This window comes from Streptomyces sp. NPDC006743, assembly GCF_040703815.1.
Lineage (GTDB): Bacteria > Actinomycetota > Actinomycetes > Streptomycetales > Streptomycetaceae > Streptomyces.
Genome location: NZ_JBEYJA010000011.1, coordinates 117,102 through 140,400, shown reverse-complemented (window position 1 = coordinate 140,400; position 23,299 = coordinate 117,102). Strand labels below are relative to the sequence as shown.

The 23,299-nt window shown below is 72.7% G+C and carries 18 protein-coding genes and 1 tRNA gene; 10 read left to right on the top strand and 9 right to left on the bottom strand.

The features are described 5' to 3' along the window. Nucleotides 1-5: 5 nt before the first annotated feature. Nucleotides 6-1,580 (bottom strand): beta-N-acetylhexosaminidase, encoded by a 1,575-nt coding sequence (locus ABZ719_RS12765; RefSeq protein WP_366725256.1) that lies wholly within the window; start codon nt 1,578-1,580, stop codon nt 6-8. A gap of 214 nt (nt 1,581-1,794) precedes the next feature. Here ABZ719_RS12765 and ABZ719_RS12760 point away from each other — a divergent pair, with 214 nt between their 5' ends. Next, nucleotides 1,795-2,682: a DUF4429 domain-containing protein gene (locus tag ABZ719_RS12760; RefSeq protein ID WP_366725203.1), complete on the top strand. Its 888-nt coding sequence runs from the start codon at nt 1,795-1,797 to the stop codon at nt 2,680-2,682. 57 nt (nt 2,683-2,739) lie between these two features. On the opposite strand, the gene ABZ719_RS12755 is transcribed toward ABZ719_RS12760, so the two are convergent. Further along, the gene (locus ABZ719_RS12755; RefSeq protein ID WP_366725202.1) at nt 2,740-4,323 is read right to left on the bottom strand and encodes a metallophosphoesterase family protein; all 1,584 of its coding nucleotides are present in this window, start codon (nt 4,321-4,323) and stop codon (nt 2,740-2,742) included. Between the two features lie 165 nt (nt 4,324-4,488). Here ABZ719_RS12755 and ABZ719_RS12750 point away from each other — a divergent pair, with 165 nt between their 5' ends. Both ABZ719_RS12750 and glmS read left to right on the top strand, forming a co-directional pair. Next, the gene (locus tag ABZ719_RS12750) at nt 4,489-4,746 is read left to right on the top strand and encodes a hypothetical protein (protein WP_037853086.1); all 258 of its coding nucleotides are present in this window, start codon (nt 4,489-4,491) and stop codon (nt 4,744-4,746) included. Nucleotides 4,747-4,852: 106 nt separating this feature from the next. Then, entirely contained in the window at nt 4,853-6,670 is a 1,818-nt protein-coding gene (glmS, locus tag ABZ719_RS12745; RefSeq protein ID WP_366725201.1) for a glutamine--fructose-6-phosphate transaminase (isomerizing), read from the top strand. A 320-nt stretch (nt 6,671-6,990) separates the two neighbouring features. On the opposite strand, the gene ABZ719_RS12740 is transcribed toward glmS, so the two are convergent. Continuing rightward, complete coding sequence (locus ABZ719_RS12740) at nt 6,991-7,518, bottom strand: universal stress protein (protein WP_037853088.1); 528 nt, start codon at nt 7,516-7,518, stop codon at nt 6,991-6,993. 488 nt (nt 7,519-8,006) lie between these two features. Here ABZ719_RS12740 and ABZ719_RS12735 point away from each other — a divergent pair, with 488 nt between their 5' ends. The 5 genes from ABZ719_RS12735 to ABZ719_RS12715 all read left to right on the top strand — a co-directional run bounded on the left by ABZ719_RS12735 (nt 8,007) and on the right by ABZ719_RS12715 (nt 11,375). Continuing rightward, nucleotides 8,007-8,270: a hypothetical protein gene (locus ABZ719_RS12735; protein WP_366725255.1), complete on the top strand. Its 264-nt coding sequence runs from the start codon at nt 8,007-8,009 to the stop codon at nt 8,268-8,270. Between the two features lie 378 nt (nt 8,271-8,648). Further along, the gene (locus ABZ719_RS12730) at nt 8,649-9,866 is read left to right on the top strand and encodes a helix-turn-helix domain-containing protein (RefSeq protein WP_366725200.1); all 1,218 of its coding nucleotides are present in this window, start codon (nt 8,649-8,651) and stop codon (nt 9,864-9,866) included. 110 nt (nt 9,867-9,976) lie between these two features. Beyond that, entirely contained in the window at nt 9,977-10,585 is a 609-nt protein-coding gene (orn, locus tag ABZ719_RS12725; RefSeq protein ID WP_366725199.1) for an oligoribonuclease, read from the top strand. A gap of 111 nt (nt 10,586-10,696) precedes the next feature. Further along, nucleotides 10,697-10,769 (top strand) — tRNA-His (locus ABZ719_RS12720). A gap of 69 nt (nt 10,770-10,838) precedes the next feature. Beyond that, complete coding sequence (locus ABZ719_RS12715; protein WP_366725198.1) at nt 10,839-11,375, top strand: GNAT family N-acetyltransferase; 537 nt, start codon at nt 10,839-10,841, stop codon at nt 11,373-11,375. A 182-nt stretch (nt 11,376-11,557) separates the two neighbouring features. Here the strand turns inward: ABZ719_RS12715 and ABZ719_RS12710 are convergent, their stop codons facing one another. The 5 genes from ABZ719_RS12710 to ABZ719_RS12690 form a co-directional block, all read right to left on the bottom strand. After that, the gene (locus ABZ719_RS12710) at nt 11,558-12,613 is read right to left on the bottom strand and encodes a LacI family DNA-binding transcriptional regulator (RefSeq protein WP_366725197.1); all 1,056 of its coding nucleotides are present in this window, start codon (nt 12,611-12,613) and stop codon (nt 11,558-11,560) included. Nucleotides 12,614-12,806: 193 nt separating this feature from the next. Then, a complete protein-coding gene (locus tag ABZ719_RS12705) occupies nt 12,807-14,252 on the bottom strand; it encodes a GH1 family beta-glucosidase (protein WP_366725196.1) in 1,446 nt (481 codons plus the stop codon). Between the two features lie 238 nt (nt 14,253-14,490). After that, nucleotides 14,491-15,411: a carbohydrate ABC transporter permease gene (locus ABZ719_RS12700; protein ID WP_037853099.1), complete on the bottom strand. Its 921-nt coding sequence runs from the start codon at nt 15,409-15,411 to the stop codon at nt 14,491-14,493. 14 nt (nt 15,412-15,425) lie between these two features. Continuing rightward, nucleotides 15,426-16,418 (bottom strand): sugar ABC transporter permease, encoded by a 993-nt coding sequence (locus ABZ719_RS12695; protein ID WP_366725195.1) that lies wholly within the window; start codon nt 16,416-16,418, stop codon nt 15,426-15,428. Between the two features lie 629 nt (nt 16,419-17,047). After that, nucleotides 17,048-18,367 carry an extracellular solute-binding protein gene (locus ABZ719_RS12690; RefSeq protein ID WP_366725194.1) on the bottom strand — a complete coding sequence of 440 codons (1,320 nt, stop codon included), beginning with the start codon at nt 18,365-18,367 and terminating at the stop codon, nt 17,048-17,050. Nucleotides 18,368-18,861: 494 nt separating this feature from the next. Here ABZ719_RS12690 and ABZ719_RS12685 point away from each other — a divergent pair, with 494 nt between their 5' ends. Continuing rightward, a complete protein-coding gene (locus ABZ719_RS12685; RefSeq protein ID WP_366725193.1) occupies nt 18,862-19,905 on the top strand; it encodes a LacI family DNA-binding transcriptional regulator in 1,044 nt (347 codons plus the stop codon). Nucleotides 19,906-20,219: 314 nt separating this feature from the next. Beyond that, the gene (locus ABZ719_RS12680; protein ID WP_366725192.1) at nt 20,220-21,644 is read left to right on the top strand and encodes a GH1 family beta-glucosidase; all 1,425 of its coding nucleotides are present in this window, start codon (nt 20,220-20,222) and stop codon (nt 21,642-21,644) included. A 96-nt stretch (nt 21,645-21,740) separates the two neighbouring features. On the opposite strand, the gene ABZ719_RS12675 is transcribed toward ABZ719_RS12680, so the two are convergent. Beyond that, on the bottom strand, nt 21,741-23,207 hold the full coding sequence (locus ABZ719_RS12675; protein WP_366725191.1) for a cellulose binding domain-containing protein: 1,467 nt from the start codon (nt 23,205-23,207) through the stop codon (nt 21,741-21,743). Nucleotides 23,208-23,299: the final 92 nt, after the last annotated feature.

Here is a 23,299-nt window from a genome sequence, read left to right as displayed (position 1 = left end):
GCCGGTCAGCCGTTCGTCCAGGGCACCTGCGGCGAGCGGTAGTAGCCGATGCCCAGGGCGTCCCAGCGCGGTGCCTGCGCGGCGAGCCGGACCTTGTAGGTGTCCCAGTCGTGCGTGGCCGCGGGCGACCAGCCGAGTTCGGCGGCGCCCGGCAGCCGCGGGAAGGCCATCGTGTCGAGCTGGGCCGAGGTGGACAGCGTCTCCGACCACAGCGGCGCCTCGACGCCCCGCACCGCGGACGCGGGCGCCCCCGGCAGATAGGCGGCGGGGTCCCAGTCGTAGGAGCGCCGCACCTCCACGTACCCGGCCCAGGACAGGCCGAGCGGGGTGTCCTTGGTGTACTTCATGTCGAGGTAGACCCGGTCGGCCGGGGAGAGGATCAGCCCGGTGCCGTGCTGCGCGGCCCGGGCGACCTGGGCCTTCTCGGCGGCACTGGTGGAGTCCATGCCCCAGTACTGGGCGAGGGCGCCCTCGGCGGGGGCGGCGCCGGTCAGCTGGTGCCAGCCGATGACCGTCTTGCCGTACTTCGCGACGATCGGCTGCACCCGGTCCATGAAGGTGACGTAGTCCTCGTGGCTGGTGGAGTGCGCCTCGTCGCCGCCGATGTGCAGGTAGCGGCCGGGGGTGAGGGCGGCCAGCTCGCGGATCACGTCGTCCGCGAAGTCGTACGTCCTCTCCTTGGGCGCGCACAGCGAGCTGAAGCCGACCTTGGTGCCGGTGTAGAGCGGGGGCGCCACGCCGTCGCAGTTCAGCTCGGCGTAGGAGGCGAGGGCCGCGTTGGTGTGGCCGGGCATGTCGATCTCGGGCACGACCTCCAGGTAGCGGGAGGCCGCGTAGCGCACGATCTCGCGGTAGTCGGCCTTGGTGTAGAACCCGCCCGGTCCGCCGCCGACCTGGGTGGAACCGCCGTAGGCGGCCAGGCGCGGCCAGGAGTCCACGGCGATGCGCCAGCCCTGGTCGTCGCTGAGGTGCAGGTGCAGCTCGTTGATCTTGTAGAGGGCGAGTTCGTCGATGTAACGCTTGACCTGGCCGACGGTGAAGAAGTGCCGGGAGACGTCGAGCATGGCGCCCCGGTAGGCGTAGCGCGGGCTGTCCTGGACGGTGCCGCCCGCGACCAGCCAGGGGCCGCGCTGCACGGACTTCTTCTCGACGGCGGCGGGCAGCAGCTGACGCAGCGTCTGCACGCCGTGGAAGAGGCCGGCCGGCTTCCCGGCGGTGATCGTCACGCCCCGGGGGCCGCTGTCGAGGCGGTAGCCCTCGGCGCCGAACGGGCCCTCGCCCAGGCGGAGCCGGATGCCCGCCCGGCCGTGCGTGGTCAGCGGCAGGCGGTAGCCGGTGGCGGGGCGCAGGAGGTCCGCCAGGTAGGCGCCGACCTGCCGGGCCTCGCGGGAGCCGTCGACGCCGATACGGGTGCCGGGCGTGATCCGGTACGGGGATCCGCCCGCCGTGACGGAGGCCGGGGCGGGGATCACCTGGCTCAGCGGGGTCAGCGCGCCTGCCCGGCCGGTGGGGGCCTGCCCGGCGGGTGCGGCGCCGACCGCGAAGGCCCCGGCCGCCGCCACCAGCAGCAGGGCGCCCAGGACCCGCGGGGCGCGGGCGGGGTGGCGGGACGGGGCGGGCCGGTCCGGCCGGCCGGTCCGGGAAGTGGTGCGGGCGGTGAGGGACTTGCGGGGAGTCGTGCTGCGGTGCCGTCTCACATGCGCTCCCTTCACACTGGGGCGGGGGCCCGGGAGGCCCGGGGGTACCCCGAGGGTATAGACCACTCTCCCGCAGAACCGGTGAAACAATCACCCCATGGCGGAAATCCTCCAGAAGGACGGCACCTGGGCCTTCGACGGCGACGCCCTCCGGCTGACCCCGGGGCGGGACCGGAACATCAGTGTGCTGCGGCAGACCCTGGGCGAACTCCGGGTGCCACTGCGGGCGTTGGCCGGCATCTCGTTCGAGCAGGGCAAGCGGGCGGGGCGGCTCAGGCTGCGACTGCGCGAGGGCGCCGACCCCCTGCTGCACGCCACCGGCGGCCGGCTGACCGAACCCCACGACCCCTACCAGCTCCTCGTGGAGCCGGACCGCTACGGCGTCGCCGAGTACGTCGTCGACGAGGTGCGCGGCGCCCTGCTGCTCGAAGAGGTCCCGCCCGGCCCGGTGAAGGAGTACCTGCTGCCCGGCCCGTCCGTGCCGCTGTCGGTGTCCGCCGGGGACGGCACGGCGAGCTTCGACGGCGAACGGGTCCGCCTGGAGTGGAACTGGAAGACGGAGGACGCCAAGGCCGCCACCGGCGTGCGCACCCTGGAGCTGGCGGACATCACCGGCGTGGAGTGGGTGCCCGCCGCCGGCCTGGAGAACGGCCACCTGCGGCTGACCGTGCGGGGCGCGCCGTCCTCGGCTCCGCCGAAGTACGACCCGAACGCCGTCGAGCTGTGGGGCTTCAAGAAGGACCCGCTGATGGCGCTGGTCGCGGCGGCGGTGCAGGCACGGCTGCCGCACCCGTCCGCCCCGGTGGCGGGCGACGGACCGCGGGAGTCCGCGGCCCCGCCCGCGCGGCCCGCGCCGTCCGCCGCCGAGGACGAGCACGACGCGCTGCTGCGGCGGCTGCGGGAGCTGGGCGAGCTGCACCGCTCGGGCGTGCTCACCGACGAGGAGTTCACGCAGGCCAAGCAGGCGGTCCTCAACCGGATGTGAGGACCGCCCGCGGGGCCCCGCCGGGCCGGGTGCCGCCGGGTGCGGGCCGGCCCGGCGCTACTTGGCGCGGCGGGCCACCGTGAAGTGGTCGACCTGCGCGCCGGTCTCGGCGATGCCGCGCACCGTCAGCGTGGCCTGGCGGCCCCGGGCGGCGGGGGTGACGTCCACGCGCAGGAAGGAGTAGTCGAGGTAGCGCACGCGCGACCAGTCGGCGGTCTCCTTCTGCCGGGCGCCGTCCTTGAGGCAGACGAACGACGAGACGGCGTCCACCTGCTTCTCGTGGCCCTCGTAGGTCTGGTCGGCGCTGAAGGCGTACAGGCTCTTGCCGGCCGCGCCCGCCGTGACGTAGACGACGCCGTCGGTCTCGGGGTAGGCGGTGCCGCCGATCGGGAGCTTCTTGGCGACCTGGCCGCCCTTGATCACGTCGGTGCGCTCGTAGACGTGGTTGTGACCGTTGATGACCAGGTCCACGGTGTACTTCTCGAACAGCGGCACCCATTCCTGGCGCACGCCCCCCTCCGAGGCGTGCGCGGTGGAGGTGCAGTAGGCGCAGTGGTGGAAGAAGACGACGACGAAGTCGACGTCCCGACTGGCCCGGTACTTCTTGAGCTGGGCCTCCAGCCACCTGGTCTGGGTGCCGCCGGAGATGCCGAGGTTGGCCGGGATCTCGAAGGAGATGTCGTTGGCGTCCAGCGAGATGACGGCGGTGTTGCCGTAGACGAAGGAGTAGACGCCCGGCAGGTTCTCGGCGTCGGGCCCGTTGTCCGGAAGCGTCCAGCGGGCCTCCTCGCCGCCGTAGCCGTTGGGCGAGTACCAGGCCTCCATGTCGTGGTTGCCGTACGAGACCATCCACGGGACCTGCTTGGCGACGGACTCGGTCTGGTACAGGAACTGGTCCCAGACGCGGGAGTCGAAGCCGCTGTCGCTCGTCCTGCCCTGTCCGGCCGGGTCGCCGTAGGCGATGTCACCGGCGTGCAGGTGGAAGGCCGGGTCCTGGCCGAGGATCAGGGCGTCGTTGGCCAGGCCGTGGTAGCTGACGCCCTGGTCGCCGAAGGCGGTGAAGGTGAACGGCGCCTTGTCCGCGGGGGCGGTGGTGAAGGTGCCGAGGGTGCCGGTCAGGTGCCGCTCGGCCGGGTCGAAGCCCTGGTGGCCGACGCCGTAGTAGTAGGTGCGGCCGGGGCGCAGGTGGGTGAGCTTGGCGTGCAGGTAGTACTGGGTGCGGTCGCCGCTCGCGCCGACACCGGCCGGGGTGTACAGGGTGCGGACCTCGGCGGGTATCTTCCGCGACAGGTCCCAGGGGTGCGCGCCGACCCGGATGAACGGCTTCCTGACGGCGACCGGGACCTGCCAGGAGACGGTGATCTCGGTGCGCGGGTCGTTGCCGAAGGCGAGGTGGCGGCCGAAGGGGGCGACCAGGGCACCGTCGACGGAGCCGGCCGAGGAGGCGGGGGCGGAGGAGGCGGTGCGCTGCGCGGGCACGGCGGCCTGCGCGGCGGTGCCCGTCACGAACGCGCCACCCGCGACGGCGCCGAGGGTGACCGCGCCGCCCCGGATCATCGTGCGCCGCGAGAACTTGGAACGCAGGTACTCGTGCTGCTCGGCCATGCTCATGCGCTCGGCCAGCTTCTCGGGTACGCCCATGCGAGGAATGTCCATGGCGTCTGAAAATGGCCGACCGGGGCGGCGGCGGTCGGGACGGCGGGTGGCCGGCGCACGAACAGCACCTCACCGACGCATGAACAGGCTCTTGCCCGAAATCGGGCAGGATTCTTGCGAAAGTGATCGCGGTACCCCAGGATCTACCGGGTGCACGACGAACTGGTTGATCATCTGACGCGGTCCACGCCCCTGAACCGGGGCGAGGCGCTGCGTGTGGTCCAGGACGTGCTCGCCTACTTCGACGAGACGACCGAGGAGTTCGTCCGTCGCCGCCACCGCGAGCTGCAGGCCCAGGGCCTGGTGAACGCGGAGATCTTCGAACGGATCGCGGCGGACCTGAAGTACCGCGCGGTGGCGCCGCCGGAGCTGTCGCTGCGGCAGCTGCGGCGCATCGTCTACGGCTGACCGCGCACCGGCGGCGCCGCCGGCACCACCGTGCGGCGGCAACGGCGGCAGCAACACCAGCACCCACACCAACAGCACCAACTCGGGGAAAAGGGACGGGACTTGTATGTGCGGAATCGTCGGATACATCGGGAAGCGTGACGTCGCCCCGCTGCTCCTGGAGGGCCTGCAGCGCCTGGAGTACCGCGGCTACGACTCCGCGGGCATCGTCGTCACCTCGCCGAAGACGCCCGGCCTGCGGATGGTCAAGGCCAAGGGCCGGGTCCGCGACCTGGAGGCGAAGGTCCCGGCGCGCTTCAAGGGCACCACCGGCATCGCCCACACCCGCTGGGCCACCCACGGCGCCCCCTCCGACGTGAACGCCCACCCGCACATGTCCGGCGACAACAAGGTCGCCGTCGTGCACAACGGCATCATCGACAACGCCGCCGACCTGCGCCGCAAGCTGGAGGCGGACGGCGTGGAGTTCCTCTCCGAGACCGACACCGAGGTGCTCGTCCACCTCATCGCGCGTTCGGAGGCCGGCAAGCTGGAGGACCGGGTCCGCGAGACCCTGCGCCTGATCGAGGGCACCTACGGCATCGCCGTCATGCACGCCGACTTCCCCGACCGCATCGTGGTGGCCCGCAACGGCTCCCCGGTCGTCCTCGGCATCGGCGAGAAGGAGATGTTCGTCGCCTCCGACGTCGCCGCGCTGGTCGCCCACACCCGGCAGATAGTCACCCTCGACGACGGCGAGATGGCCACCCTCAAGGCCGACGACTTCCGCACGTACACCACCGAGGGCACCCGCACCACCGCCGAGCCGACCACCGTGGAGTGGGAGGCCGAGTCGTACGACATGGGCGGCCACGACACGTACATGCACAAGGAGATCCACGAGCAGGCCGAGGCCGTGGACCGGGTGCTGCGCGGCCGGATCGACGACCGGTTCGCCACCGTGCACCTGGGCGGCATCAACCTGGACGCCCGCGAGGCGCGCGCGGTGCGCCGGGTGAAGATCCTGGGCTGCGGCACCTCGTACCACGCGGGCATGATCGGCGCCCAGATGATCGAGGAGCTGGCCCGCATCCCCGCCGACGCGGAGCCGGCCTCCGAGTTCCGCTACCGCAACGCGGTCGTGGACCCCGACACCCTGTACATCGCGGTCTCGCAGTCCGGTGAGACCTACGACGTGCTGGCGGCCGTGCAGGAGCTGAAGCGCAAGGGCGCGCGGGTCCTCGGCGTGGTCAACGTGGTCGGTTCGGCCATCGCCCGCGAGGCCGACGGCGGCATCTACGTGCACGCCGGGCCCGAGGTGTGCGTGGTCTCCACGAAGTGCTTCACCAACACCTGCGTCGCCTTCGCGCTGCTCGCCCTGCACCTGGGCCGCATCCGCGACCTGTCGGTGCGCGACGGCAAGCGGATCATCGAGGGCCTGCGCAAGCTGCCGGAGCAGATCTCCCAGATCATGAAGCAGGAGGCGGAGATCGAGGAGCTGGCCAAGAGCTACGCCGACGCCCGCTCGATGCTCTTCATCGGCCGCGTCCGGGGCTACCCGGTGGCCCGCGAGGCCTCCCTGAAGCTCAAGGAGGTCTCCTACATCCACGCCGAGGCCTACCCGGCCTCCGAGCTGAAGCACGGCCCGCTGGCCCTGATCGAGCCCGCGCTGCCCACGGTGGCGATCGTGCCCGACGACGACCTGCTGGAGAAGAACCGGGCGGCCATGGAGGAGATCAAGGCCCGCAGCGGCAAGATCCTCGCCGTCGCCCACCAGGAGCAGGAGAAGGCCGACCAGACGATCGTCGTGCCGAAGAACGAGGACGAGCTGGACCCGATCCTCATGGGCATCCCGCTCCAGCTCCTCTCCTACCACACGGCCCTGGCGCTGGGCCGGGACATCGACAAGCCCAGGAACCTCGCCAAGTCGGTGACGGTGGAGTAGGACACCCGCGAGGGGCGCCCGCGGGGGCGCCCTCGAGGGACGCGGCGGCGGGGCCGGTGCTGGGCTCCGCCGCGCGGGCGCGACCGGCCCCGCACCCGCCCGCGGAGGCCGGACAGAGCCCTTCCCGGCAGGCACGAACGCTGTCGCGCACGAGTGATGTGGACGTCGGGCAGCGGGAGTTGAGGGGCGCAGGGCGAGGGAGCGGAGGGCGCCGCCCGCAGGCCGTCAGGAGTGTTCCCGACCGGCCGCCGTGACGTCAGGAGATGACACCGGCCGGCCGCCGTGACGTCAGGAGACGGCCACGGCCGCTGTCCGTGGCGTCAGGGGATGACGACGACCGGCCGCTGCGCCCGCTTGGCGAGCCGGCCCGCGACCGATCCGAAGACGCGGCCCACGATGCCGTGCGTGGAGCCGACCACGATGGCGTCCGCCGCGTACTCCTTGCCGACCTCTTCCAGTTCGTGACAGATGTCGCCGCCGCGCTCGACCAGGATCCAGGGCACCTCGGCGAGGTACTCCGCGCACGCCAGCTCCAGGCCGAGGACCTCGGTGCGGTGGTCGGGCACGTCCACGAAGACCGGCGGTTCGCAGCCCGCCCAGACCGTGGTGGGCAGCCGGTTGGCCACATGCACGATGATCAGACCGGACCGGGTGCGGTGCGCCATCCCGATCGCGTAGGCGAGGGCTCGCTCGCTGGAGTCCGATCCGTCGAAGCCGACGACGACGCCGTGCTTGAACGCCGGATCGCAGGGATGGCGTAGCTCTTGTGCCGCCAGGGGTTCGGCCGCCGTGGGGTCGGCGACCGGCCGCTTGCGGTCCGCGTGTTCGAAGAATTCGTGACCGGCCATGGCTGTCTCGGCGATGTGATCCTTTGTCGGGGACGGCAATCTGCGGCGGAGCTGTGTCCGGGAATCGTCTTCCCGTCCCCATACCCGCAAGGGTACGGCCGCACTCCTCCTTGGCCCAGATCCCGCACACGCTCCGTGGCGGTTCACCGGAGCATGCACGACAGCCGCCCGTAACGCAATGGTTGCTGCCCCGTACAGGCGGTTCGCACGGGATTCACTTGCCCCGGCCGGACGGCGGCCCGTGACGGCCGCCGGGCCGGGCACCGCCGTACCGGTGTCCTTCGGCTCCGTACAGTGACCGGCGCATCGAACACGCGTTGAACCGGGTGAGCCGTCGCCGAGGGAGCACCGAGAGGGAGCACGCCGTGTCCGGACCCCGTACCGCCCCCGGAAGGCACTCCTCGCCGCCCGCACCCGGGCCGGTGCCCGACGCGTCCGGCGAGCGGTCGGCGGGGCGGGCGCGGGCCGCCGGCGACAATGCGGGGGACGTGGTCCGCTGGGCCCTGTTCAGCTGCGCCCTCGTCCCGGTGGTCCTGCTCTGGCACGGCACCTCGCCGGCCGGCGCCGCCGGGACGGCGCTGGGCCTGGCGGCCGTCACCGGGGCCTGCCGCGTCCTGCTGCGGCAGTCGGAGCGGGGAGCGGCCCGGCTGCGCGCCGAGGAGCGCGCCCCGCACCGCGGCCGGCACCAGCGGACGGGCACGGGCGCGCACCGGGGCGGTCGGCACCCCGGGGGAACGACACCGGTCAACTGACCGGTTTCCGCGCACGCGAACGTATCTTTTCAGCCAACTTCCTGAACCCGCGCATCCCCCCGTCCCCCACCCCCTCAACCGGCGTTTGACCTGCACGGAAAGGGTCCCGGGAGCACCGCGCACCCTACGTGGATTGGCCACTGCCACGAGGCGCACTTCCCTGCACGCCGTGGGAGTGCAACGCTTCGTGATCGAATGCTTCACGCCAAGTTGCCATGTCGACAATGTGCCGGGTGTCGAACTGGTCACCGCGGCACGGCGGGACGCAGTAGATTCGATCTTGACTGTCTTACGGCGGGGGACTCGTGCAGGACCGAGGGGAAACGTGCAGGAGCGACACAACCGAGGAGCCGCGACCACCGAGGGGGGCTTAGCAGTATGAGCCACGACTCCACTGCCGCGCCGGAAAACGCGGCCCGGAAACTGTCCGGGCGCCGCCGCAAGGAGATCGTCGCGGTGCTGCTGTTCAGCGGCGGCCCCATCTTCGAGAGTTCCATACCGCTGTCGGTGTTCGGGATCGACCGCCAGGACGCCGGAGTACCGCGCTACCGCCTGCTGGTGGCGGCCGGTGAGGAAGGCCCGCTGCGGACCACAGGGGGCCTGGAACTCACCGCGCCGCATGGCCTGGAGGCGATCTCCCGGGCGGGCACCGTCGTCGTGCCCGCCTGGCGTTCGATCACCGCGCCACCGCCGGAAGAGGCGCTCGACGCGCTGCGCCGGGCGCACGAGGAGGGCGCCCGCATCGTGGGCCTGTGCACCGGGGCCTTCGTCCTGGCCGCGGCCGGCCTGCTGGACGGCCGTCCCGCCACCACCCACTGGATGTACGCGCCGACGCTGGCCAAGCGCTACCCGTCGGTGCACGTCGACCCGCGTGAGCTGTTCGTCGACGACGGCGACGTGCTGACGTCGGCGGGCACGGCGGCCGGTATCGACCTGTGCCTGCACATCGTGCGCACCGACCACGGCAACGAGGCGGCCGGCGCGCTGGCCCGCCGCCTGGTCGTGCCGCCGCGCCGCAGCGGAGGCCAGGAGCGCTACCTGGACAGGTCTTTACCCGAGGAGATCGGCGCCGACCCGCTCGCCGAGGTCGTCGCCTGGGCGCTGGAACACCTCCACGAGCAGTTCGACGTGGAGACGCTGGCCGCGCGCGCCTACATGAGCCGGCGCACGTTCGACCGCCGCTTCCGCTCGCTCACCGGCAGCGCGCCGCTGCAGTGGCTGATCACCCAGCGGGTGCTCCAGGCGCAGCGGCTGCTGGAGACGTCGGACTACTCGGTGGACGAGGTCGCGGGCCGCTGCGGCTTCCGCTCCCCCGTGGCGCTGCGCGGCCACTTCCGGCGGCAGCTGGGCTCGTCCCCGGCCGCCTACCGGGCGGCGTACCGGGCGCGGCGTCCGCAGGGCGAGCGGCCGGCCGAGGCGGAGGCGCCGCTGGGCGCGGCGGGGCCGGGAGCCGGCCCGGGTCCCCTCCTGGGGGTCCCGCAGCCGTCGGGTCCGATTCCCTCCTCGCTGCACCCCGACGGCCCGCCGGCCCACCCGGGGCGGCGCACCCCGGCGGCCCTGTCGGCGAGCCTGCCGGGCCAGCGCAGCGGTAACTGAGGCGGCGGACGGCGGGGGGAGCGCGGTGACCGCGCTCCCCCCGCCCGCGTCCGGTGCGAGGTTCCGCACGGTCGGTCCGGTGCGCCGCGGCGCGCCGTAAGGTGAGACACATGAACGATCGCATGGTGTGGATCGACTGCGAGATGACCGGTCTCTCGCTGTCCGACGACGCTCTCATCGAGGTGGCCGCCCTCGTCACCGACTCCGAGCTGAACGTACTCGGCGAGGGGGTCGACATCGTCATCCGCCCGCCGGACGCGGCGCTGGAGACGATGCCGGAGGTGGTGCGTCAGATGCACACCGCCTCCGGCCTGCTCGCGGAACTGGCCGGCGGCACGACCCTGAAGGACGCCGAGGAGCAGGTCCTCGCCTATGTCCGCGAGCACGTGAAGGAGCCCGGCAAGGCCCCCCTGTGCGGGAACTCGGTCGGCACCGACCGCGGCTTCCTGCTGCGCGACATGCCGGACCTGGAGGGCTACCTCCACTACCGCATCGTCGACGTCTCCTCCATCAAGGAACTGGCCCGCCGCTGGTACCCGAGGGCGTACTTCAACAGCCCGGAGAAGAACGGCAACCACCGCGCCCTCGCCGACATCCGCGAGTCCATCGCGGAGTTGCGCTACTACCGCGAGGCCGTCTTCGTGCCGCAGCCCGGCCCCGACTCCGACACCGCCAAGGCGATCTCCGCGAAGTACGTCCTGCCTGCTCAGCAGGGTTAGAAGAGGCCCGGGAAGGGGCGCCGCGAAACACGTGCGCGAGCACCCCTTCGGACCCTGTACACTTTTTCTCGGCCGGTCGGGGAAACGAAAGATTCACCGCCACCGGTCATGGTGGGTGTAGCTCAGCTGGTAGAGCACCTGGTTGTGGTCCAGGATGCCGCGGGTTCGAGTCCCGTCACTCACCCTGTGGGATCGGCCGGTGGCCGCGACAGATGTCGCGATCACCGGCCGATGTCGTTTCCGGGAGTCCTCTGTGCGTGCCGAACCCGTCCGTACCGACCGCCTCGACCTGGTCCCGCTGCGGGCCGGACATGCCGGGGAGATGGCCGCCGTGCTGTCCGACCCGGCGCTGCACACCTTCATCGGGGGTGCGCCGCTCGGTGCCGATGAGCTGCGGGCGCGCTACGAACGGCTCGTGGCCGGATCCGGCGACCCGGACGTCTCCTGGTGCAACTGGGTGCTGCGGCTGCGCGCGCCCGGCCAGGGGGACGGCTCCGGTGAGCGGTCGGACGGCCCGCTGGTGGGGACCGTACAGGCCACCGTGCGCGGGCGGGAGACGGCCGAGATCGCCTGGGTGGTGGGGTCGGCCTGGCAGCGGCGCGGGTTCGCCTCGGAGGCGGCCCGCGCGCTGGTCGGGCTGCTCGGGCGGGCGGGCGTGGGCAGCGTCGTCGCGCACATCCACCCCGGTCACCATGCCTCCGCCGCCGTCGCCGCGGCCGCCGGACTCGCGCCGACCGGGGAGAGCCGGGACGGCGAGACGGTGTGGCGGGCGCCGGCACCGGGGCGGTGACGGCGCGGCGCGCACCCGTACGCCCCGGCTCCTCGGCGGTGACGGTCCGGCCGCGGAACCGGCACGGCGAAGGCTTCGCCGCGGGCCGGCACGGTGACGGTGCTTTCCCCGGGCCGGCACGGTGGAGGGGCGTCTCCGGACCGGGACGGTGACGGTCCGGCTCCGGTGTCCTGCCTACGGCGTCACGACGACGTGCGGACGACCAGTTCCGTGGGCAGCACGGCGTGCCGCCGTTCCGGTGCGGCGGCGCCCGCCGGGCGGCGGTCCGCGATCTCCGTCAGGAGCAGGTCGATCATCGCGCGGCCCATCTCCTCGATGGGCTGGCGGACGCTGGTCAGCGGCGGGTCCATGTGGCGGGCGATGGCCGAGTCGTCGTAGCCGACCAGGGCCACGTCGTCCGGGATGCGGCGGCCCGAGGTGCGCAGCACCTGGCGGGCGCCCGCCGCGGTGACGTCGGAACCGGCGAAGACCGCGTCCAGCCCGGGCGCCCGCTCCAGCAGGCGCGTCATCGCCCGGCGCCCGCCCTCCTCCGTGAAGTCGCCTTCTTCCAGGAGGATTTCGTCGACCCCGAGACCCGCGTCGCCGAGCGCGTCGCGGTAGCCGTCCACGCGCCGCTGGGCGCCGTAGACGTCCATGTGGCCGGTGATGTGCGCGATGCGGCGGCGGCCGCGGGAGAGCAGGTGCTCCACCGCCGAGCGGGCGCCGCCGTAGTTGTCGGAGTCCACCGAGGTCAGCGCCTCCGCCGCGGACCGCGGGCCGCTGATCACCGCGGGGATCTCCAGCTGCGCCACCAGGTCGGGCAGCGGGTCGTCCGCGTGGACGGACACCAGCAGCACGCCGTCCACCCGGTGCGCGGCCAGGTACTGGGCGAGCCGCCGGCGTTCGCGGTCACCGCCCGCGAAGATCAGCAGCAACTGCATCTCGGTGTCGGTGAGTTCGGCGCCGACCCCGCGCAGCATGTCGGAGAAGTACGGCTCAGCGAAGAACCGGGTCTCCGGCTCGGGGACCACCAGGGCGATCGCGTCGGTGCGGTTGGCGGCCAGCGCGCGGGCGGCGGTGTTGGGGACGTAGCCGAGTTCCGCGACCGCCGCCTGGACCGCCGCGCGGGTGGCGTCGCTGACCCGCGGCGAACCGTTGATCACGCGGGAGACCGTGCCGCGGCCCACACCGGCCCGGGCGGCGACCTCCTCCAGGGTCGGCCGGCCGCCGCCCCGGCCCCGCCCACCGTTGACCGCCATAGTCGCCGCCTTCCGTTCGCAGCCGTCAGGCCAGGAATCCAGGTCAGGAATGTAACAGCCGGGCCCGGGCCCCCCTGGTCCCATGGTCCCGCGCGGGCCCGCCCCCGTGCTCCCGCGCCCGGGCCCGCGCGCCGCCTTCCTCCCAGCCCTCCTCCTCCCCTCCCCCGGCTGCTCCGCCGCCCGCCGGCCGGGCTCAGCCGGCCGAGGGCAGCGCGTTGTCCCGGATCACGCCCGCGTACCAGTGCGCGCTCTGCTTGGGGATGCGGCGCTGGGTGCCGTAGTCGACGTAGACGGCGCCGAAGCGCTTCGAGTAGCCGTAGGACCATTCGAAGTTGTCCAGCAGGGACCACAGGAAGTAGCCGCGCACGTCCGCGCCGTCCGCGACGGCCCGCAGCACGGCGTCCAGGTGGGAGTGGAGGTACGCGATGCGCCGCGGGTCGTTGACCCGGCCCTCGGGCGAGACGTAGTCGTCGAAGGCGGCGCCGTTCTCGGTGACCATCAGCGGCAGACCGGGGTGCGTGGCGGCCAGGCCGGTCAGCAGGGTGTGCAGGCCCTCGGCGTCGATGGCCCAGTTCATCGCGGTGAGCTGGTCGTTGGCGAGGTGGAAGGCGACGTGGTCGGAGCCGGTCCACGGGGAGTGTTCGCTCGCGCCGTGCCCGTCGTTCTTCGTGGCGGCGCCGCCGGCGGAGTGGGAGACCACGGTCGGCGCGTAGTAGTTGACGCCGAGGACGTCGATCGGACGGGAGATCTCGGCCAGGTCGCCGTCGTGCACCAGCTGCCCCCAGTCGACGAGGTGCGCGGTGTCCGCGAGCAGGTCTTCCGGGTAGGCGCCGTCCAGGATCGGGCCGGTGAAGATCCGGTTGCCGACCGCGTCGATGCGGCGGGCGGCCTCGGCGTCCTCGGGACTGCCGGTGAGCGGGCGCACCTGGTGCAGGTTGAGGGTGATGGAGGTCTGCGCGGAGGCGGGCAGCACCGAGCGCAGCGCCCCGACCGCCTGGCCGTGCGCCAGGTTGAGGTGGTGTGCGGCTCGCAGGGTGGCGGCCGGGTCCGTGCGGCCCGGGGCGTGCACGCCGGAGCCGTAGCCGAGGAAGGCGCTGCACCAGGGCTCGTTGAGGGTGGTCCACACGCCGACGCGGTCACCGAGGGCGCGGGCGGTCATCTCGGCGTACTCGGCGAAGCGGTGCGCGGTGTCGCGGTGCGGCCAGCCGCCGGCGTCCTCCAGTTCCTGGGGCAGGTCCCAGTGGTAGAGGGTGGCGACGGGGGTGATGCCCGCCGCCAGCAGTTCGTCGGTGAGGCGGCGGTAGAAGTCCAGGCCGCGCTCGACGGCGGGCCCCCGGCCGGTGGGCTGGACCCGGGACCAGGAGACGGAGAACCGGTACGCCTTCAGGCCGAGGTCCTTCATCAGCGCCACGTCGTCGCGGTAGCGGTGGTAGTGGTCGGCGGCGATGTCGCCGGTGTCGCCGTTGAGGACCTTGCCGGGGGTGTGGCTGAAGGTGTCCCAGATGGAGGGGGTGCGGCCGTCCTCGGCGGCGGCGCCCTCCACCTGGTAGGCGGCGGTGGCGGCGCCCCAGACGAAGCCGGTGGGGAAGGCGGTGGCGGAGGTCTGCCGGGCAGTGGTCTCGGGTCGTACGGCGGTCATCGTGAGAGCGCTCCCAGGAGTGGCGTGCGGAAAGGGCCCCGACCGGGGCCCGGTGGGGGGTGCGGGCGGGCGCGGGGGTACGCGCCCGGCCCGCGGACGAGACGGTGCAGGGGGTGGTGCGGTTGTCGCGTGGTGCGGTTGTCGCGTGGTGCGGGGTGGGGCCGGGGGCAGGTGAGCCGGTGTGGACGGGTCTGCCGGTGCGGGCCCGGTCTGCCGGTGCGGGGCGGGTGCGGGCGGGTCAGCCCTTGACCGCGCCCGCCATGATGCCGCCGACGATCTGCTTGCCGAAGACGATGAAGACCACCAGCAGCGGCAGCGTGCTGATCAGGGCTCCGGCCATGACGATGCTCTGGTCCGGGGTGTAGGAGGCGCTGAGCTGGCCGAGCGCCACCTGGAGGGTGGGGTTCTCCTGGTTCAGCGCGAGGAAGGGCCAGAAGAAGTCGTTCCACGCCTGGACGAAGGTGAGCATGCCGAGCACCATCATCGCCGGGCGGGCCGCGGGCAGCACGACGCTCCACACGATGCGGATGTTGCTCGCGCCGTCCACCTTGGCGGCCTCGATCAGCTCGTAGGGCAGGGCCTCCAGCAGGTACTGGCGCATGAAGAAGACACCGAAGGCGCCGACCAGGGTCGGGAAGATCACCGACTCCAGCTTGTTGCCCCACCCGATGTCCGCCATCAGCATGAACAGCGGGACGACGCTGAGCTGCGGCGGGATCGTCAGGGTGGCGATGACCGCGGTCATCAGCGCGCCGCGGCCCCGGAAGCGCATCTTGGCGAAGGCGTACCCGGCGAGGGTGCAGAAGAACAGCGTGGCCACGGTGATGGAGCCGGCCACGATGACGCTGTTGACGATGGCCTTGCCGAGGTTGGCCTGCTCCCAGGCCGCCTGGAGGTTGTGCCACAGCTTGCCGCCCGGGATCAGCGGCGGCGGGCTGTCCAGGACCCGCTGCTGGTCGTGGGAGGCGGCCACCAGCGTCCAGTACAGCGGGAAGATCGAGCCCAGGCCGACGACGACCAGGGCGATGTAGGTGAACGGGCCGCCCTTGAGCTGCTGCCCGGCGCCGATCCTGAAACGGCCGCGGCCCCGCTGCGGGGAGGCGGGCAGCGATGCGGGGGCGAGGGCCGGAGCGCTCTTTTCGGGATGAGTCGTGGTCATCGATATCGCTCCCGTCAGGCCGCGCTCTTGCGCACGAGCCGGCCGACGATCCAGTTGATCAGTGCGATGAGCAGCAGCAGGACGAGCATGGCCCAGGCGACGGCGGCGGCCGGGCCCAGGTGCTGCAGCTTCCAGCCGTAGTTGTAGAGGTAGATGCTGAGGGTCTCGTACTGGTGCTCGCTGCCTCCGACGGCACCGAGGGTGCCGCCCTGGAGCAGCAGGGGTTCACCGAACAGCTGCATGGAGCCGATCGTCGAGATGACGATGGTGAACAGGATCGTCGGCCGCAGCGAGGGGATGGTCACCTTGCGGAACTGCTGCCAGCGCGTGGCACCGTCGATCGACGCCGCCTCGTACAGGTCGGCCGGCACCGCCTGCATGGCCGCGAGGTAGATCAGGGCGTTGTAGCCGGTCCAGCGCCAGATCACGATGACCGAGATGGCGATCTTGGACGTCCACTCCCCGTTGCCCCAGTCGGTGTTGCCGGCGCCGAAGAAGTGCAGCACCCAGTTGAGGAAGCCGCCGTCGGCGCGGAAGACGAGAGCGAAGACCAGGGCGGCGGTGGCCACCGAGGTGGCGTACGGGGTGAGGATCACCGTCCGCCAGAACGTGCTGGCGCGCAGCTTGTAGTTGAGCAGGTGGGCCAGGCCCAGCGCCACGAGCAGTTGGGGGACGGTCGAGATGACGCCGATGATGAAGGTGTTGGTGACGGCCGTCCAGAACTCGGAGTCCTGGAGGATCTTCGAGAAGTTGTCGAAGCCGACCCACTGCGACTGGTCGAGCCCCGTCAGCTCCACGCGGTGCAGGGCGATCCAGCCGGTGTAGAGGAGCGGGTAGAGCCCGAAGGCACCGAAGACGAGGAAGAAGGGGGCGATGTACGCGTACGGCGAGACCTTGTCGTCCAGGCGCCACAGCCGGCTGCGCCACTTGGCGCGTCCGTTCGGCGCGGCGCCGGTGCCGCCGGGTGGCGGGGTGTAGGCGCCCCGTGCGGGGGTTGTCGTTGCCACGGAGGGAGTCCTTCCCTGGGAGGTTTCGGCCGGGTAGGGGGCGGGGGCGGAGCGGAGGTCGGGTGCACGGGCGCCGGATCCGCCGCGTCCCCGCCGCTCCCCGCGCGGATCGGTACGGGATCGGCAGAGCATCGGGAGGGGGCCGGCAGGCCGGCGGCAGGGACACTGCGGGCCCGCTCGCCTCGGTGCCGGGCGGGCCGCGTCAGGGCCCGCGGCGGCACGTGGACGGACACGGGACGGGACGGCAACCGGGGCCTGCCGCGGAGTTCAGCCGCCCCGGCCTGCCGGCGGGTGCGGCACCCGGGCCGGCCGGCGGTCCTCGCCACCGCGGCCCGCTGCCGGGCCTGGCCGCCGGGGTCCTGGCCGCCCGGGTCCTGGCACGAAGCCGGGCCGGGCGGCCCGGCACCAGGCCGGGCCACCGGATCCTGCCCTCGCCGGGCCGCTCACCGCCGCCCGGCCACCGCCGGTCCGCTCACCACCGCCGGCCCGCTCACCGGAAACACCGCTGCGGCCCAGCCTGCGGCGGCCGGGCCTGGTGCGGGCGTTACCGTGCCGCGCCGGCGGCCGCTGCGCGGCGCCGGGTGCGCGGCCGGTGCGGGCGGCCCGGGGACCGCCCGCACCGGCGGGTGTCAGCCGATCGCCTTGTCGATCGATTCGGTCGCGGCGTCCCACGCCTTCTCGGGCGAAGTGCCGCGCTGCTCCATGTTGTTGATCTGCGTGGAGATGGTGTCCTTGATCGCGGCGTCCTTCGGGCCGAGCACCGCCTCGGGGATGGACTTGGCCTCTTCGGCGTAGATCTGGCCGACCGGGGCGTTGTTGAAGTACGGCAGGGTCGCGTTCTTCACGCTGGCCAGCTCGTAGGCGCCCTTGTTCGACGGGAAGACACCGACCGCCTTGAACACGGCGGCCTGCTGCTCGGGAGCGGTCAGCCACTTGACCAGCTCGGTGGCCTCCTTGACGTGCTTGCCGTTCTTGGGCACGGCGAGGAAGGAGCCGCCCCAGTTGGCCGCGGCCGAACCGGGCGCACGGGCGATGTCCCACTTGCCCTTGTAGTTGTCACCGGAGTAGGTCGTGATCTGGGCGGCCATCCAGGCCGGGCACGCCATGGAGGCGATGGTGCCCTTGCGCAGTGCCGCCTGCCACGGGTCCTGGAACTGCGGCACGCCCTGGCTCAGCTTCTTCGCGGCGGCCTCGGCGGCCAGGTTCCAGCCCTGCTTGACGGACTCGCTGTCCTTGTAGACCGCCTTGCCGTCGGCGTCGTAGTACTGCTTGGGGGACGAGCTGACGACCGCGTTGTACATGGCGCTCGCGGAGTCCATGAAGAAGGTGCCGGACGGCGCCTTCTTCTTGTACTGCTCGCCGAGCTTGAGGTAGTCCTCCCAGCCGCCGGCGACGGCCTTGGCGACGGCCTCGCGGTCGCTGGGCAGGCCGGCCTGCTGGAAGAGGTCCCGGCGGTAGCACAGCGACATGGGGCCGATGTCGGTGCCGGCGCCGATGACCGAGCCGTCCTTGGCGGTGGCCTGCTTCTCCTTCCAGGACACCCAGTCGCCGACGTTGATCGACTTGCTCAGGTCGGCGAACTTGCCCGCCTGGGTGTCGACGACCTCCTTGATGCGCCCGACCTCGATACCCGTGACGTCCGCCAGACCGTTGCCCGCGTTCAGCTGCTGAAGCAGCTTGGGGTAGTAGTCCGCCTCGTTCGCGGTGGTCTCTTCCTTCACCGTGATGTTCGGGTGCAGCTTCTGGTACTGGGCGAACAGACCGGCCTCCTTGTAGCCGAACTGTCCGTAGTCGGCCACCTTGAGGGTGATCTTCCCGTTGGCGTCCGAGCTGTCCGAGTCGCTGTCGCTGCTGCAGCCGGTCAGCAGGAGGGCCGAGGCCGTCAGGACCGTCGTGGTCAAGGCCGCTGCTCTGCGGCCTCGACCGCCGCCGGTACGGGTGATGCGCATTCCACTACTCCTTGTTCCAGGGGGAACGGGGCCTCAAAGGAATCAGGCCGCCGGTGCTCCGGCGGTTCGGACCTGCCCTCTCGGTTCGAGCAGCGGCCAGCCCACAGCACGCGGCGTGCGGTGCGAAGGTGCTGGTCAACGGTGTGCCATGCGAGGTAGAGGGAAGGGCCGTTGGTACTGGGGTCCGCACGGGAGGGAGTCCCGATGCTCCGTGGGACCGCTCCCACGCGGCATGCCGGAAGACTCCTTGCTGCCGGGCCAGGTGTCAAGAGTTGAAAACGGCGTTGTTGCGCAAGCGTGTTCCGCACGTCACGTGAACGTGTCACGCCCCCGCCCGTAACCGGCCGGTCATCGAACGGTCTCGCGCCGGATTCACGCAGGTCACACAGGGGTTGGGAGTCAGGGGGCGCCCGCCGTGCGGTCGGCCGGGCCGGTGTCCGGAATTTCTGGGTCAGAATGAGCGGGCCCCCACCGCAACCGCCGGAAGGTGAACGATGAGCCCCGCCGAACCGCCCCCGAGGCCAGCGGACGTCCGGCGCCCCACCCTGAACGCCGTGGCCGCCCGCGCCGGGGTCGGCAGGGGCACGGTCTCCCGGGTGATCAACGGCTCCCCGAAGGTGAGCGACCGCTCGCGGGCGGCCGTGGAAAAGGCCATCGCCGACCTCGGCTACGTCCCCAACCGCGCCGCCCGCTCCCTGGTCACCCGGCGCACCGACTCGGTGGCCCTGGTCGTCCCGGAGGCGGAGGCCCGGCTCTTCTCCGAGCCGTACTTCTCGGGGATCATCCGGGGCGTGTCGACCGGACTGGCCAGCGCGGGCATGCAGTTGCTGCTGGTGCTGGCGCGGGACGAGAAGGAGTACGCCCGCCTCGCCACGTACCTGTCCGCGCAACGCGTGGACGGCGTCCTGATGATGGCGGTCCACAGCGACGACACGCTCCCCGACCGGCTGGAGGAGCTGGCGGTGCCGACCGTGCTGGCCGGGCGGCGCAGCGACCGGGAACGGCTGGGGCACGTCCGCGCGGACAACAGCGGGGGCGCGCGGGCGGCGGTGCGGCACCTGGTGGCGGGCGGGCGGCGGAGCATCGGCACCATCACGGGGCCGCTGGACATGGACGCGGCCCGGGCCCGGCTCGACGGCTACCGCGCGGCCCTGAAGGAGGCGGGTCTGCCCGCCGACGAGGACCTCGTCGCGCGGGGCGACTTCACGGAGGAGGGTGGGCGTGCCGCCATGCGGGAACTGCTGCGCCGGCGGCCCGGTCTCGACGCCGTCTTCGCCGCTTCCGACGTCATGGCCTCGGGCGCGGTGCTGGAACTGCGCGCCTCGGGGCTGCGGGTGCCGCACGACGTCGCCCTGGTCGGTTTCGACGACTCGATCGTCGCGCGGCACATCGACCCGCCGCTGACCAGCGTCCGCCAGCCGCTGGAGGAGATGGGCCGCACCATGGCCGACCTCCTGATGGACGAGATCGCCCACCGCGGCACCGGCCACCGCGAGGTGGTGCTGCCGACGGAACTGGTGGTGCGGGCGTCGGCCTGAATGGTTGGGGCGGGCCGGGCGGGAGCGGTAGGGGCGTCGCGGCCTGAACGGCCGGGGCGAGCGGCGGGACCGTCGGCCTGAACGGCCGGGCGGGCGTGGCGCCGAGCGGGCGGGGCGGGCCTGCGGGCGAGCGGTCGGCGTGGGCGCGCGCCGAGCCCTCGTCTGCCCGAACAGCCGGAGCAGACCGCGGGGCAAGCGGCCGGGACGGGCCTCGCCCCACGCGGTGCGCGGTGCGGTCGTCCGGGCGCTCCCCCTTTTGCTGTGGGAGCGCTCCCATGCATAATGAGGCCCACCCGACTCGTGGGAGCGATTCCATGCCCGAACCGAAGCCCGTCACGTTTCCTCCCGCCTTCCTGTGGGGCGCGGCGACCTCCGCGTACCAGATCGAGGGCGCCGTGCGGGAGGGCGGCCGTACGCCCTCGATCTGGGACACCTTCAGCCGTACGCCGGGCGCGACGGCCGGCGGCGACACCGGCGACGTCGCCGTCGACCACTACCACCGCTACCGCGACGACGTCGCCCTGATGGCCGAACTCGGCCTGAACGCCTACCGCTTCTCGGTCTCCTGGCCGCGCGTGCAGCCCACCGGCCGGGGCCCCGCCGCGCAGGCCGGCCTGGACTTCTACCGGCGCCTGGTCGACGAACTGCTGGCCCACGGCATCAGACCCGCCCTCACCCTCTACCACTGGGACCTGCCGCAGGAGCTGGAGGACGCGGGCGGCTGGCCCGAGCGCGAGACCGCGCTGCGCTTCGCGGAGTACGCGCAGCTCGTCGGCGAGGCGCTCGGTGACCGGGTGGAGCAGTGGATCACGCTCAACGAGCCCTGGTGCAGCGCTTTCCTGGGCTATGGCTCCGGGGTGCACGCGCCCGGCCGCACCGAACCCCTGGGGGCGCTGCGCGCCGCGCACCACCTGAACCTGGCGCACGGCCTGGGCACCCAGGCGCTGCGCTCGGTGCTCCCGGCCGGTGCCTCGGTCGCGGTCAGCCTCAACTCCCAGGTCATCCGCCCGCTGTCGCAGCACCCGGCCGACCTGGCCGCCGCCCAGCGCATCGACGACCTGGCCTGCGGTGTCTTCCACGGTCCGGTCCTGCACGGCGCGTACCCGGCCACGCTGCTGGAGGCGACCTCGTCGCTCACCGACTGGTCGTACGTGCTCGACGGGGACCTGCGCGCCATCCGGCAGCCGCTGGACGCGCTCGGCCTCAACTACTACACGACCGCCCTGGTGTCGTCGGCGGACACGGCCCCCGAGGGTCCGCGCGCCGACGGGCACGGGTCGAGCGCGCACTCGCCGTGGCCGGGCTCGGAGGACGTCGCCTTCCACCAGGTACCGGGCGAGCAGACCGAGATGGGCTGGACGATCGATCCGGGCGGCCTGCACGAGCTGATCATGCGCTACACCCGTGAGGCGCCCGGGGTTCCGCTCTACGTCACGGAGAACGGCGCCGCCTACCCGGACAAGGTCGACGCCGACGGCCGGGTGCACGACCCGGAGCGCATCGCCTACCTGCACGGCCACCTGTCGGCCGTCCACCGGGCCAACGCGGACGGCGCCGACGTGCGCGGGTACTACCTGTGGTCCCTGATGGACAACTTCGAGTGGGCCTACGGCTACGCCAAGCGGTTCGGGGCCGTCCACGTGGACTACGCGACGCTGGCCCGGACGCCGAAGTCCAGCGCCCACTGGTACGGCAGGGCGGCCCGGACCGGTCAGCTGCCGCCGGTGGACGCCGTGTGACGGACGGCCCTCGTTCCACCGGCCGCACGGGGGGGGCGGGCGGGGGACCGGCGGGGCGCGGCACACGGGAGTCGAGGGGTGTGCCGCGCCCACCGGTCACTTGTAGGCGCCGAACGCCTTGCTGAAGGCGAACGGTTCCTGGGCGATCGAGCTGCACGTCGCGTCGGCGGTGGGCTTGGGGCCGCCGGCGCACTGCTTGTCCCGGGTGGCCGACCACATGGACAGCCCGCCGAGCCCCTTGGCCCTGGCGAAGTCGACCAGCTGGGTGGCGTCGTCGACCTTGAACACCTCGGTGGAGACGTCGTTGACGCCGATCATCGGGGTGACGGCGACCGCCTTCCAGGCGGCGCTTTCGGACAGGCCGAGGACGCCCTTGACCTGGGCCTGGGTGGCGGTGGCGGCCTGCTCGGCGTAGGTGCCCATGTCGCCGCCGTACGAGGCGCCGTAGTCCATCGCCATGATGTTGACGGTGGAGATCTTCACGCCGCCGGACTTGGCGCCCGCCAGCAGGGCGACGCCGTCCTGGGTCAGGCCCTCGGGCATGACGGGGAGGGTGAAGGAGACGTCCAGGCCGGGGTGCTGCTGCTGGAGCCTGGCGATGGCCTGTGCGCGGCGGGTGTTGGCGGCGGCGTCCGGCAGCGCGCCGCCCTCGATGTCGAAGTCGACCTTGGTGAGCTTGAACCGGTCGACTGCCTTGCCGTACGCCGCCGCCAGCGCGTCCGCCGAGGAGCAGGTCGTCGCCAGCTCGGAGCCGTTGGCGCCGCCGAAGGAGACGCGGACGTCGCCGCCCTTGGCGCGCAGCGCGCCGATCTGGGCGGCGACGGCGTCGGCGCCGAGGTCGGTGACGCCGCCCCACTTGGGGGTGCAGCCGCCGCCGTCGGTGACGAAGGCGAGGTTGTAGTCCTTGACGCCGGTGGTGTCGGCGCTCGCCGTGAGGTCGAAGGCGGGGTAGAGGGAGGTGTCGACGTAGGGCGCGAAACCGGCGCCCGCGGTGGTGCCGGTGCCGGTGCTCTGGGACGGGGTGGGGTTCGCGGTCGGCGTCGAGGTCTTCGTGGGGGCGGGCGTGGCGGTGGGGCCGGACGTCGGGGCCGGGCTCGTGGACCCGGTGGGGCGGCCGCTGGGCTGCGGGGTGGCGCCGCCGTCCGCGGAGCACGCGGCGCCGTCGATCCGGCAGCCGGTCGGGTCGCCGGTGCCGTCGACGACGAAGCCGACGGTGACCGACCTGCCGGGGGCGAGCCCCGCGGTGTCCCACTTGGCGGGCTTCACGGTGACGTGCTGCCCGCTGACGCCGGCCTCCCCGTTCCACAGCGAGCCCAGCTTCGTGCCCGCCGGGAGGTCGAACTCCAGGGTCCAGTCCTTCTGGGTCCCGCCGCTGTTGTTGGTGACCACGTACTGCGCGGTGTAGCCGGTCGACCAGTCACTGGTCCTCGTGTACGCGGCCCCGGTCCCGGCGGCCTGGGCGGTGGCGGTGAAGACGAACACCCCGCCGCCGACCACGGCCGCCGCCACCAGGCCGCCTGCCGCCTTGTTCCTGCCGCTGATCCTGCGCCGGTGCGTGCTCATCGTCCCTGCCTGCCTTCGCTGTTCACGGGCTCCGGGGCCCGGTGGGCCTCGGAGGGGTGCGGTGCGGCAGCACGCTAGCGATCCGGAACCGG

Excerpts from the sequence above, each read along its gene's own strand:
- ABZ719_RS12760 (WP_366725203.1), top strand. The coding sequence starts at position 1,795 with ATGGCGGAAATCCTCCAGAAGGACGGCACCTGGGCCTTCGACGGCGAC.
- ABZ719_RS12755 (WP_366725202.1), bottom strand. The coding sequence starts at position 4,323 with ATGGGCGTACCCGAGAAGCTGGCCGAGCGCATGAGCATGGCCGAGCAG.
- glmS (WP_366725201.1), top strand. The coding sequence starts at position 4,853 with ATGTGCGGAATCGTCGGATACATCGGGAAGCGTGACGTCGCCCCGCTG.
- ABZ719_RS12740 (WP_037853088.1), bottom strand. The coding sequence starts at position 7,518 with ATGGCCGGTCACGAATTCTTCGAACACGCGGACCGCAAGCGGCCGGTC.
- ABZ719_RS12730 (WP_366725200.1), top strand. The coding sequence starts at position 8,649 with ATGAGCCACGACTCCACTGCCGCGCCGGAAAACGCGGCCCGGAAACTG.
- orn (WP_366725199.1), top strand. The coding sequence starts at position 9,977 with ATGAACGATCGCATGGTGTGGATCGACTGCGAGATGACCGGTCTCTCG.
- ABZ719_RS12710 (WP_366725197.1), bottom strand. The coding sequence starts at position 12,613 with ATGGCGGTCAACGGTGGGCGGGGCCGGGGCGGCGGCCGGCCGACCCTG.
- ABZ719_RS12705 (WP_366725196.1), bottom strand. The coding sequence starts at position 14,252 with ATGACCGCCGTACGACCCGAGACCACTGCCCGGCAGACCTCCGCCACC.
- ABZ719_RS12700 (WP_037853099.1), bottom strand. The coding sequence starts at position 15,411 with ATGACCACGACTCATCCCGAAAAGAGCGCTCCGGCCCTCGCCCCCGCA.
- ABZ719_RS12690 (WP_366725194.1), bottom strand. The coding sequence starts at position 18,367 with ATGCGCATCACCCGTACCGGCGGCGGTCGAGGCCGCAGAGCAGCGGCC.
- ABZ719_RS12685 (WP_366725193.1), top strand. The coding sequence starts at position 18,862 with ATGAGCCCCGCCGAACCGCCCCCGAGGCCAGCGGACGTCCGGCGCCCC.
- ABZ719_RS12680 (WP_366725192.1), top strand. The coding sequence starts at position 20,220 with ATGCCCGAACCGAAGCCCGTCACGTTTCCTCCCGCCTTCCTGTGGGGC.
- ABZ719_RS12675 (WP_366725191.1), bottom strand. The coding sequence starts at position 23,207 with ATGAGCACGCACCGGCGCAGGATCAGCGGCAGGAACAAGGCGGCAGGC.